Consider the following 12,183-nt stretch of genomic DNA (forward strand, 5'->3'; position numbering starts at 1 on the left):
GACAAGATGCGGAATATTGTTTGAATGACATACATAATTCAGACAAGAAAATGATTTTTAGAGCAATTTTTTCGGCTAGAGTAAAATCACGAGAAAAGAATCTACTTTATTTTATCGATAATTTTGCAGCGAAATGAGGCATAAAAATGACAACAACGAATCTTCCGAAAGCTGGTTTTAAACTCGCAAAAATTGCACTTGGTGCAGCAGTGTTAATTGGTTTGGGTGCAGCCACAATGGCCTATGCACAGACGAAACCGTTACAGACTGTGGAAAAAGTCGAGCTCGATCGTTATTTAGGTATGTGGTATGAAGTAGCTCGTAAGCCTATGGTTTTTCAAAAAAGCTGTGACCGTGATGTGATTGCGGTTTACACGCTAAATGAAAATGGCAACATTAATGTAAATAATCGCTGTGTATCTAAAGATGGTACCAAGAAGCAATCAATAGGCGAGGCATTTGTACAAAATGCACCGTTTAACACGAAATTAAAAGTTAGTTTCTTACCAGAAGCCATTCGTTGGTTGCCTGTGGGGCGTGGTGATTATTGGGTACTCAAAGCCGATGAAGACTATCAAACAGTTTTGGTGGGTGAGCCACGTCGTAAATATATGTGGGTTCTTTCTCGTTCGGCTCATCCAGATCAGGAAGTGATTCAGGAATATTTAAATTATGCGCAATCTGTTGGTTATGACTTATCAGATATTATTCATACCAAGCAGACAGTAAAACCATAAATCTAAATATTTGAACAAATGCTAAAAAACCATGCCTGTGCATGGTTTTTTATTTGCTAGAATGTCCATGCGAAAAGCTTGATTGATCAAGCAAAATATCAAATTTATGGTGTATTTTGGACAGGAGTGGAAGATGTATAAAGGCGTTGCATTGTCTGTATTGGCATCGGTCACTTTTGGTATTTTGTATTTCTTTACCATCTTTTTAAAACCTCTAGATAGCGAGCAAACATTTGCATGGCGCATGTTAGCGACCTTACCATTTTTAACGCTATTTATGTGGTGGATGAAAGATTTAAACAAAGTCAGTGAAATTTTTTGGCGAGTGGTTAAGCAGCCGATTTTTCTGATTTGGTTAATTATCAGTTCTTTTTTATGTACCACACAGCTTTGGTTGTTTTTGTGGGGGCCAATTAATGGCCGTGGACTAGAAGTTTCTTTGGGATATTTTTTACTGCCTTTAGTCATGGTTCTGGTCGGATGTGTGCTGTATAAAGAAAAACTTTCTAAATGGCAGATGGCTGCCGTGGCACTGGCAATTTTAGGTGTCGGCCATGAAATTTGGCGCATTGGCAGTATCGCGTGGGAAACTGTTTATGTCGCTGTGGCTTATCCGATTTATTTCTTTTTACGTCGTACCTTTAAAACCGATCATTTGGGTGGTTTTTGGTGGGATCTTTGCTTAATTCTGCCTGTAGCATTTTATTTAGGATTTATTCATAGCGATAGTTTAGCGCTGATGTCGTCATTCCCGCATCTAATTTTGGCGGTTTTAGGACTGGGTTTTCTGAGTGCGCTTGGCTTAGGTAGCTATATGTTGGCGAGTCGTTATCTGCCATTTGTGATATTTGGTTTGTTGAGTTATTTAGAACCCGTGTTGTTAGCCTTTGCATCGATCGCATTAGGGGAGCGAGTAGAAGCCGAAGAATGGCTAACTTATATTCCAATTTGGGGTGCAGTGTTGTTATTGGTAATAGAAGGCATCTTACATCTGTTTAAACAAAAGCAAAATGAACGTGCGCTAGCTAAAAATGTAAAAGCGTTAAATGATAGAATCGATTCTTAGACTGAGAATATTGGTACGATAAATTGATCAGTTCACAATTAACGCTTGCTGTTTTTTAAGAAAATCTTAAACTTAGAAAATTAAAACACGCCATGATTCAATTTATTGTTTAGGAAGAACAACATTGGATGATGGTGTACAAAAATATTTATTTTAGATAAAAATAAACTGAAATCGATAAAAGATTGATTAAAGAACCAAGATACAGGAAGCAGTCAGTGGTTGTCCCATTTCATCTAAGCACTAAACTTTTACAGCTAGAGCCTGTGTTGGATCAGCATTGGCGGAGTATCGTGTCTGAAATATGTACTGACCTTGATCAATCCAATTTAGCGCAGATACAGCAGGTGTTATTGCAAAAAGGAATTCGTTGGGAGTCTTCATCACAGTCGTATCATCTTGATGTACCGATGAATTTGGGCATGCTGATGAAAGTACTAAAATATGATGTCATGCGTGAGCATGCACAGTATTTGGCAACACAGCTCGAAGAACTTCGAATATTGACAATGAGTATTCAAGTTGCGCAAAAATTAGAAGAAAACCTAGCCTATATCAATGAAATAGATGCCGAAGAAGATTTTGAATTACAGCATGAAAAAAACGTATTACATCGGCATTTTATTTTAAATGCCGCACAAATCATTCGTGAAATGGATTTGATTGCGTCGAGTGATGCACGTCAACTCACTGCTCAGCAAGTCAAAATTTTCTTGATCGAAATTTTCTTAAAGTCACATGTGTTGGGGCAAGTTTTTGATGCTTCTATCCCGAAATCATCTGAGGTTTGGCAACATCCGATTTTTAAATACTATTTAAAGCGTGAACAAAAAACGCGATATTTACAAATTGTACAAACATCTGAGTTTATTTATATTTTGTCGCCTGATTTAGATTGGACGACGCAGTATTCAGCAACTCGGTTTTTATCGACAAAGCATAATGAGGCCTTAGCAGACGACGTTTTTGATGGGGTGGCCATAGATTTAACTACTGCTTTAGAAAATCAGCAGATAGAACAATTAAAAATTCAAGTCTCTAAGCTGGCATCCATAGTAGGTTTTATACATTTAGATCTGCAAGATTTAATGCAGCAACTACATACACGGGTGGATAAGCATCTGCTTTTGATGCTGCATGTAGAGGATGCCACTCAACAATTGGCGACGGTTTTACCTGCTTTTGAGCAGCAGTTCAATGCATTGATCTTGAAGCCCTTACATCAGACTGTTCAATATCAACTGAGTGAGCAGATACAGCATGATTTTGTCTTTTTCCATAGCATGCAAATATCTCAGAAGCTCATCACGAGTCTAAACGTCTTGAGTAGTTGCCCTAAGTTTGAGGCAAGTTTAGAGTTGAAGCGACTGCGACTTCAACTACAGGCTTGGCAGGTGCTTTTGTTGAAACGGCGTACGCACATTTTTCATGTTCAAAATGAAGATGATTGGGAGTTACATCATCAGCAGTCACAGCAAATTCATACGGCGTTGAAAGCGCTCTTGCAGCCGGTCGATGATCAACAGAAGATCTTTGCTACAGAAGCAACTGTAGAAAATATGGGTACCCATGGCGCGCATGTTGGATTTTCCAAACGCATGACGAAAACAGGGGATTATGAAAGCCTTGAAGCCGATGCTTTAAAAGCGCAGCAGCAAAAAAAACGACAAACTTATATGCAGGTTTTAATGTTGCTGAAGGAACATGCGTCACAGCTCGTCAATCTCGATTTTGAGCCATGTGAAAATGCCTTAAACGTGCGATCTTTTAGTGATCAGAGATATTTTGCGATTAGTGCTGGAGAGAATAGTTTAAATGCACTTCCGAAAATATTAGAGCTGAGTGCAAATTTCTTTGATTTTAATCTGGAAAAGTTTGCTGAGAATCTGAAAAATTAACAGAATTTTAAATATTGATCTGACTTTAAAACTAATGTTAGGCAGTAACATTAGAGGCGTAATTTGATTCAAATAAAAGAACGATACGCGGTAATGTCATCCGCAATTGTCTGAGACAAGGTTACTTCTAATAAAAAATGTTTTTGCGATACTTTGAATAAATTGACGGTAGTGAACGAGTTTTGCGGTGAGGAGCATTGCTCCGCAAGATGGTTTCCTTATGAAGCATGCTTCTCATTTTGCCAAATGAGAAACAACGTTTCGTAAGAGTACCTCCAGCTGAAGGCTAAACCCTTGATTCAAACCTCAGATGTAAGACTCCGTCGAATAGTTTTAAAAATCATTTAAAAATGTGAAATTATTATTACGAGCTTAACATCAGTAAAAATACTATAAATTGAGCAAAATAAAAAAACAGCACAATTTGAAAAATATAAATATTCGTTCATCTTTGAGCTAAATGTGCTGAGATCTGGTTGATAAAACTACATTTGAAATTTTGTGACAAAAATCTGCGAAAAAGCCGGTTTTTCAACTTTCGGCTATAAAATCATAATACTAATCATGATTATTTTGAAAATTGATAGTGAATATATAACAAAATAACCTTGTCGAAATCTGCTTTTAGATTCATTAATTTTCAGTTTTCCATTACAATTGTGGGGTTTTGAAATTTATGCTTAGATTTACAATTAATTAGAGGACGTATCTGTGAGCAAAGACACTATCGTTGCCCTACATGCAGAGCACCAAGGTCGCTGGAAAAACCGTGAAGAAATCGCGGAACGTATGATTGCCCTAGTGGGTCAGTTATATCGTGAAAAAAACATCGTAGCTACAGTATACGGTCGTTCTTTAATTAACCGTTCGGTTATCCAAATTCTTAAAGCGCATCGTCGTACTCGCGTACTTGACGTTGAACTTTCAGTTGTGAACACTTTCCCAATTCTTGAAGCTTTGGCAAAAATCGAAAACATCGGTACTGCTGAAATTGATCTTGGCAAACTTGCTGTTGAGTTCAAAGAAAAAGGCGGTGATGTTGACGCATTCGTTGCTGACGCTGTGAAATCACTTGAAGGCAATGCAACTAACGTTGAAAACCGTGATGTTGTACTTTACGGTTTCGGTCGTATTGGTCGTATCCTTGCACGTTTGATGATCAGCCAATCTGGTTTAGGCCGTGGTCTTAACCTTAAAGCAATCGTTGTTCGTAAATCATCTGACGGTGACTTAGAAAAACGTGCGTCTTTGTTACGTCGTGACTCTATTCATGGTCCATTCGCAGGTACAATTTCTGTTGATGAAGAAAACGAAGCAATCATTGCTAACGGTAACTTCATCAAAGTGATCTATGCGTCTAACCCATCTGAAGTTGATTACACTGCTTACGGTATTAACAATGCACTTGTAATCGATAACACAGGTAAATGGCGTGATTCTGAAGGTCTTGCACAGCACCTTAAATGCGCTGGCGCTGCACGTGTAATTCTAACTGCACCTGGTAAAGGTGACATGAAGAACGTTGTATACGGTGTGAACCAAGCTGACATCCTTGATGAAGATACAATCATCTCTGCTGCAAGCTGTACAACAAACGCGATCACACCAACACTTAAAGTGTTAAACGACAAGTACACAGTGATCAATGGTCACGTTGAGACAGTTCACTCGTTCACGAATGACCAGAACTTAATCGACAACTACCATAAAGCTGACCGTCGTGGCCGTGCTGCAACATTGAACATGGTTATTACTGAAACAGGTGCTGCTAAAGCTGTTGCTAAAGCGCTTCCTGCTCTTCAAGGTAAATTGACTGGTAACTCAGTACGTGTACCTACTCCAAACGTATCGCTTGCAATTTTGAACCTTACTTTGGGTCAAGATGTTGACCGTGAAGAAGTGAATGAATACATTCGCCAAATTTCAATCAACTCTAACCTTCAAGGTCAAATCGGTTATACAAACTCAACTGAAGTTGTATCGTCTGACTTTATCGGTTCACGTACTGCTGGTGTGTTTGACGCTCAAGCGACAATCGCTTCTGGTAACCGTTTAACTGCTTATGTTTGGTACGATAACGAAGTGGGTTATAGCTGCCAAGTATTGCGTATTGCTGAGCAAATGGGCGGCGTAAGCTATCCAAAAGTTCCTGCTGAAACTAATGCTTAATTAGTTCACGCTGTAAAAAAAGGGCCTCATTTGAGGCTCTTTTTTTATCTAAAGAGTATGGGTTAAAAACTTAAGGCATAGATGACGAATGGATTGATCATAAGCATCAAAAGTTCTTGTTTTTTCTGCCACTGTTAGATGAGTGTGAGTCGTTTATAATGAAAAGCTGACTAAAATGTTCAAGTTTTAAGTTAATGAAATTATTAAAGAATTAAATACAAAAAAATTGCAAACTGGTTTGTATAATGTGTTCAAAATGAGACTGTAAAAAATAAAAAGCAAAAGGAATTTAGTTTGCAAGCAAAGCACATGCTCAGTGGATTGGCATTTATTGTGTTTGCTGCGCTCTGTGGTGTACTTATCGCCATTTGGGTGTTTAAGCACTTTAATATTTATATCCCGCTAGAAAATCAGAACGTCAATATTGACCTGCAAGAGCCGTTACAAGCCGAAGTCAAAATTCATAATGCCTTGGATGTGGACGTGACAGGGCGGGTGAATGCTGAAATTCCGATACATGAAAATTTAAATATTCCCTTAACTCAAACGCTGACACCACGGGTGTATTTTGATAATCAAGTCCCGATCAAGACCACGATTCCAGTACGTGAAACTTTGAAAGTGAATCAAAACCTTCCTGTGAATACCAAAGTAAAAGTTAAAGTCATGGGGCAAGATGTGACTTTACCACTCAAAGGTGATATCCCAATTCAATTGGATATTCCAGTGAATATGAATGTGCCTTTGGAGCAAAAAGTACATTTAAAGTTTGATGCACCAGTCAAAACAGTGCTGAAAGAAAACCTACATATTCCACTGAATGCAAATTTAAAAACCAACATTCCTATTGAAGGTAATTTAAATGTTCCAATTAAAACGGCATTAAAAGCGACAGTGGATGTGCAAAATACGTTGCCGGTTCAAATTAAAAAGGGTGAATTGGTAATTCCACTAAAAACAATGCGACTCAACAGAGAGCATGCCAAAACTGAAGCGAAAGCTCAGGAGTAAGCCATGTGGATATTTCAATCGGCGAAGCGCATCATTTTGAGTTTTATCGCAGTTGCGTTATTGGTTGCGGTACTATTTTGGTTGTATTTAAATATTTATGCGTCGATGCAAGTACGTGCAAAAAATGCTGATATTCAATTGTCGCATTCACTACCCACCAAAATTTCCGTTGGTAATTATTTGCAAACGCAGTCTATTGGGACTCTGGATACGCAGATTGCTTTAGATCGGAAGCTGCAATTACCCTTAAAGGGAAAATATCTGGCAGATTTGCAGTTTAGTGTAGAGGTTCCGATCTCAGTGGATATTAATTATTCCACCAATATTCAAATTAACCAGACGATGCCGCTTGAGGCGACCACAGATTTGGTGATTAAAAATAAACTCGTGCCGAAATTTCCGTTAAAAATGGACATTCCTGTTAAGTTAGATGTGCCTTTTCATCTGAAAAGAACCTATAACATTCCTATTCGAATTAATTTTAATGGTTCTGTGTATTTTGAGTTTAATGAAAAAGTTGATTTGCATGTGGTACATCAGTTTGCACCACAACTAAAACTTAATGACCCGATGACCATGCGAAAAATTGCAACCTTTAATGCCACGATGTACAACGCAGAGCGTAATACCAAGGCAAATTTAGAGTTGAACATGGATTTGCCGATAAAAAATGTACATCCCTAAGCGAAATTCAAATCAAAAAAGCCCGAATCAATTCGGGCATTCTTATGGTTCGATCTTATTTTAAAGCAGCTTCAACAGCACTGTGTAGAGTAGTGGTTGGGTGGCCGAGTAGCTGTTCCAAGTCCTTGCGATCACTTTGCATCGCACCGTCAATGCTATTGATATCGGCATCGACGATCACATCTACAAGACCAGCAGGTAAGCCAGCTTGTAATAAACCTTGCGTGTAGTCTTCTGCAGTTAAATTTTGATAGTGAACATTTTGACCTGAAACTTGCTGTAGGGTTTCAGCAAGCTGTGCCAAAGTAAAACTGACTGAGCTTGCAAGTTCATAGGTTTTATTCTCATGGCCAGCGCTTGTAAGTACTTTTGCAGCAGCTTCAGCATAGTCAGCACGTGTCGCTGCATTAATTTTTCCATCCTTTGCTGCACCAAATAAGGTACCTGTTTCAACCACATGCCCTACAGCGGCAAGATAGTTTTCGACATACCAGTTATTTCGTAAGAAGGTATAGGTTAAACCACTAGCTTGAATCAGGCTTTCTGTTTCACGATGTTCTTGAGATAAACCCAATGGTGACGTATCTGCACGTAACAGGCTGGTATAAGCTATATATAGAACCTTTGCTTCTACTGCAGCATCAATTACGGCTTTGTGTTGTGGAGTACGCCGACCAATTTCATTGGCGGAAATAAGTAATAATTTATCGACACCTTGTAGTGCAGGAACAAGTGTATCTGGTTGATCATAGTCAAAATGACGAAGTTCGATGCCTTGAGCTTGTAGAGATGCTGCTTTTTCTGGTGAGCGAACTAAAGCGATGATGTTTTCGGCCGCGGTTTCTTTCAATAAGAATTGAAGGACCAATTGGCCTAGTTGACCTGTTGCACCTGTAATTGCGATTTTCATATTTAAACCCTCTGATTGTTGAATAAATGATCTTGATGGTTGAATCTTAATCTGTTAACTTACTAAATGTAAGTACGTACCAAAAAGTAAGTTAGTGACTTTAAGGAAAGATTTAATGAATACATACGCTACAAGTAAGTTATTAGGTCAAGTTTTATCCACGGACTGTCCTTCTCGAGAAATATTGGAACATCTCACCAATAAATGGTCAGTATTAGTTTTGCGTTGTTTGACTGAAGGGGTACACCGTTTTAGTGAACTTAAGCAGCGGATCGAAGGGGTGAGCGAAAAGATGCTGGCTCAAACGCTGAAAATGCTCGAGCAAGATGGTTTTATCTTACGGACAGTCTATCCAGTTGTGCCACCCAAAGTTGAATATCAACTGACTTTAATGGGCTCACAGGCTGCAGAAAAGTTAATGTATCTGATTGGTTGGGTTGAACGAACCTTGCCTGAAATTATTGAAGCCAAGGAAAATGCACGTAAATAGCTTTCAGAAATGGGGAGTGAAATTCGTTTGCCATTTATCAACGGTATTTTGATGGTGCGCCAAAGATTTTCGAGCGATGTGCGGATTTTCCTAAAAATTTGCATCAGCACCAAGATGAATGAAATTTATAGTATTGCTGAATAATATTGTTCGAGAAATTCTTTAAAATATGGCAGAATAAGCGGTTTTAAAGTTTTTAGAGGATTGGCAAATATGCGCTTTGTTGATGAAGCAGTCATTACCGTAGAGGCTGGCGACGGTGGCAATGGCGTAGCCAGTTTTCGCCGTGAAAAATTCGTACCATTTGGTGGTCCAGATGGTGGTGATGGTGGTGATGGCGGTAACGTATACGTTCAAGCCGACAACGACACAAGTACCCTAGTAGATTATCGTTATACACGTAAATTCCGTGCAGAACGTGCTAAAAATGGTCGTGGAGCGAACTGCTCAGGCCGTGGCGGTGAAGATACCGTATTGCTCGTTCCAGTGGGCACAACAATTGTAGATACAGAATCTGGCGATATCATCGGCGACTTAGTGGCTGACGGTCAGCGTGTGTTAGTGGCAGCAGGTGGTGAAGGTGGTTTGGGTAATACTCACTTCAAATCTTCAACCAACCGTTCTCCACGTAAATGTACACACGGCTCAAAAGGCGAATATCGTGAAATTCGTCTTGAATTAAAAGTACTCGCAGACGTTGGTTTGTTGGGTATGCCAAATGCGGGTAAATCAACCTTTATCCGTGCAGTTTCAGCAGCAAAACCAAAAGTTGCAGATTATCCATTTACCACTATGGTGCCAAATCTAGGTGTGGTTGATGCCGATAGTCACCGTTCATTTGTAATGGCGGATATTCCGGGTCTAATCGAAGGGGCTGCAGAAGGTGCTGGTCTAGGTATTCGATTCCTGAAACACTTGGCGCGTACACGTATTTTATTGCACATCGTAGATGTTCAACCGATTGATGGTTCTGACCCTGCGTACAATGCAAAAGCAATTTTGGAAGAGTTGAAAAAATTCTCCCCAACACTTTCAAAATTACCTGTTGTATTGGTACTCAATAAAGTAGACCAATTGGCGGCTGAAACGCGTGATGAATGGTGTGATCACATTCTCGAAGAGTTGCAGTGGAAAGGCCCTGTATTCAAAACTTCAGGTTTAACGTTTGAAGGTACTAAAGACGTTGTGTATTACCTGATGGATCAAATTGAAGAGCAGCGCGAACGCGAAACTGAAGATCCTGAATATGCTGCAGAAGTTAAAGCATTCCGTGATCAGCTTGAAGCTGAAACACGTGAGCAAACGCTTGCGGCGAAAGAAGCATATCGTGAAATGCGTCGTCAACAACGTCTGGCAGGTCAAGGTGAAGACTTTGATGATGAATTTGAAGACGGTGATGATGAGGCAGAATCGTACTACGTACGTTAATTGCTGAATAAGTGTCAAAGCAAACAAGTCTGAGGACAAGATGATAGAAGTGGTAGATGGGCAACGTCAGCTCAAGGGTTGTAAACGTATCGTTGTTAAAATCGGATCATCACTACTCACAGCAAACGGAAAAGGGTTAGATCTGGATGCAATCTCGCATTGGGCGGGACAAATTGCAGAACTACACAATGCAGGACACGAGATCATTCTTGTGTCTTCCGGTGCTGTGGCTGAAGGGATGGTTCGTATGAATTTGGACAACCGACCCACAGATCTACCCAGTCTACAGGCTTGTGCTGCCATTGGTCAGATGGGCTTAATTCATACTTGGTCTAGCGTATTAGAACAACGTTCGATTCGTACAGCACAAGTGCTGTTAACGCATGATGACTTGGCAGACCGTCGTCGCTATTTAAACTCATGTGATGCTTTGCAGCATTTGATCGATTGGCGTGTGATTCCTGTGATCAATGAAAATGACACAGTGTCGACTGACGAAATCCGCTTTGGCGATAACGATACTTTAGCTGCGATGGTGGCTGGACAGGTTCATGCAGACCTCTTGGTGATTCTAACTGACCAAGAAGGTATGTTCGACTCTGACCCTCGTTCGAATCCAGATGCAAAACTGTTCCATACAGTACGTGCAATGGATGAATCATTATTCGATATGGCTGGCGGCGGCGGTAAATTCGGTCGTGGCGGTATGTTGACCAAAGTTCGTGCGGCACGTTTGGCAGCCAAGTCAGGTTGTCCAACAGTCATTGCGAGCGGCGATAGCGACAATGTACTTTCACGTGTGATGGCCGGTGAATTACTCGGTACCTTATTCATTACGGATAATGACCGTGTCACAGCCCATCAACAATGGTTAGCTGCACATTTACAAACAGCTGGTCGTTTAGTGATTGATGATGGCGCAGTCAAAGCCATTCGTGATAATCACCGCAGTTTATTACCTGTAGGCGTGAAAGCGGTTGAAGGGCATTTTGAACGTGGTGATGTGGTGGAATGTGTCGATACACAAGGTCATCGTGTTGCCGTAGGTCGTGTAAACTTCAGTTCACGTTCGGCAGAAATCGTTAAAGGTTTGGCCTCAGATAAAGTTCATCAAGTTTTAGGGGAAGCCCGATCACTTGAAATGATCCATCGCAATCATATGTCAATTTACTAAATTGAAAGATCAAAATCCCGCTTCCGAGCGGGATTTTTTATGGCATGTCATTTGAATATAACGATAAAAATAGTAATAAGACGAGAAGAATATGAGCGAAATTCAATATTTAAACCTTCAAGATCTAAAAGATGAGCAGGCTCAACTGTGCGAATTATTGGCACAATGTGTGCAAGATGGTGCATCACTGGGTTTTTTGGCAGAAGAATCTAAGTCGCACTATGATGAATATTTGTCTGCTGTGACAAAGGATATTCAAAAGCATAAAACCTTTTTGTGGGCGGCGCTACAAAGCGGTGAAATTGTGGGCACAGTACAATTGGTTCGTGCCACCAAAGCCAATGCACTGCATCGTGCTGAGATTGAAAAACTTATGGTGCATCCAAAGGTACGTCAGCAAGGCATTGCTCACCAACTATTCACACTTGCAGAAGATAAAGCAAAACACTTGAACTTGAAATTACTTGTACTTGATACGCGTACAGGCGATGTCTATGAAAAGCTATATGAAAAATTTAACTTTATAAAAGCTGGGATCATTCCGCAATTTGCATTGAGCCATACGGGTACATTAGATTCAACGACATTATTTTATAAATTATTAGTTTAAGTTGAA

General features: G+C 39.9%; 11 protein-coding genes. 10 read left to right on the top strand and 1 reads right to left on the bottom strand.

Annotation, left to right across the window (positions count from 1 at the left end; genetic code table 11):
* Positions 1 to 146 precede the first annotated feature (146 nt).
* The 6 genes from FTV04_RS00270 to FTV04_RS00295 all read left to right on the top strand — a co-directional run bounded on the left by FTV04_RS00270 (position 147) and on the right by FTV04_RS00295 (position 7,565).
* Positions 147 to 737, top strand: coding sequence for a lipocalin family protein (locus tag FTV04_RS00270; RefSeq protein ID WP_180060292.1), 591 nt, complete (start codon positions 147 to 149; stop codon positions 735 to 737).
* A gap of 133 nt (positions 738 to 870) precedes the next feature.
* Positions 871 to 1,803 carry an EamA family transporter RarD gene (rarD, locus tag FTV04_RS00275; protein WP_180088057.1) on the top strand — a complete coding sequence of 311 codons (933 nt, stop codon included), beginning with the start codon at positions 871 to 873 and terminating at the stop codon, positions 1,801 to 1,803.
* Positions 1,804 to 2,021: 218 nt separating this feature from the next.
* Positions 2,022 to 3,701, top strand: a complete 1,680-nt coding sequence (locus FTV04_RS00280; protein ID WP_180088059.1) for a hypothetical protein — start codon at positions 2,022 to 2,024, stop codon at positions 3,699 to 3,701.
* A 711-nt stretch (positions 3,702 to 4,412) separates the two neighbouring features.
* Positions 4,413 to 5,870, top strand: a complete 1,458-nt coding sequence (locus FTV04_RS00285) for a glyceraldehyde-3-phosphate dehydrogenase (RefSeq protein ID WP_111885541.1) — start codon at positions 4,413 to 4,415, stop codon at positions 5,868 to 5,870.
* A gap of 309 nt (positions 5,871 to 6,179) precedes the next feature.
* A complete protein-coding gene (locus FTV04_RS00290; protein WP_218949873.1) occupies positions 6,180 to 6,881 on the top strand; it encodes an MFS transporter in 702 nt (233 codons plus the stop codon).
* Positions 6,882 to 6,884: 3 nt separating this feature from the next.
* Positions 6,885 to 7,565 carry a hypothetical protein gene (locus tag FTV04_RS00295; protein ID WP_180088063.1) on the top strand — a complete coding sequence of 227 codons (681 nt, stop codon included), beginning with the start codon at positions 6,885 to 6,887 and terminating at the stop codon, positions 7,563 to 7,565.
* A gap of 55 nt (positions 7,566 to 7,620) precedes the next feature.
* On the opposite strand, the gene FTV04_RS00300 is transcribed toward FTV04_RS00295, so the two are convergent.
* Positions 7,621 to 8,475 (bottom strand): SDR family oxidoreductase, encoded by an 855-nt coding sequence (locus FTV04_RS00300; protein ID WP_180088065.1) that lies wholly within the window; start codon positions 8,473 to 8,475, stop codon positions 7,621 to 7,623.
* Between the two features lie 115 nt (positions 8,476 to 8,590).
* Between FTV04_RS00300 and FTV04_RS00305 the strand changes: the two genes are divergently transcribed.
* The 4 genes from FTV04_RS00305 (at position 8,591) to FTV04_RS00320 (ending at position 12,177) form a co-directional block, all read left to right on the top strand.
* A complete protein-coding gene (locus tag FTV04_RS00305) occupies positions 8,591 to 8,965 on the top strand; it encodes a helix-turn-helix domain-containing protein (protein ID WP_180088067.1) in 375 nt (124 codons plus the stop codon).
* A 213-nt stretch (positions 8,966 to 9,178) separates the two neighbouring features.
* The gene (gene cgtA, locus FTV04_RS00310; RefSeq protein WP_180088074.1) at positions 9,179 to 10,393 is read left to right on the top strand and encodes an Obg family GTPase CgtA; all 1,215 of its coding nucleotides are present in this window, start codon (positions 9,179 to 9,181) and stop codon (positions 10,391 to 10,393) included.
* Positions 10,394 to 10,433: 40 nt separating this feature from the next.
* Positions 10,434 to 11,567 carry a glutamate 5-kinase gene (proB, locus tag FTV04_RS00315; protein ID WP_078190202.1) on the top strand — a complete coding sequence of 378 codons (1,134 nt, stop codon included), beginning with the start codon at positions 10,434 to 10,436 and terminating at the stop codon, positions 11,565 to 11,567.
* A gap of 91 nt (positions 11,568 to 11,658) precedes the next feature.
* Positions 11,659 to 12,177: a GNAT family N-acetyltransferase gene (locus FTV04_RS00320; RefSeq protein WP_180088076.1), complete on the top strand. Its 519-nt coding sequence runs from the start codon at positions 11,659 to 11,661 to the stop codon at positions 12,175 to 12,177.
* The last annotated feature ends 6 nt before the right edge of the window (positions 12,178 to 12,183 follow it).

This window comes from Acinetobacter sp. YH12219, from assembly GCF_013417875.1.
In the GTDB taxonomy this organism is placed as follows: domain Bacteria; phylum Pseudomonadota; class Gammaproteobacteria; order Pseudomonadales; family Moraxellaceae; genus Acinetobacter; species Acinetobacter amyesii.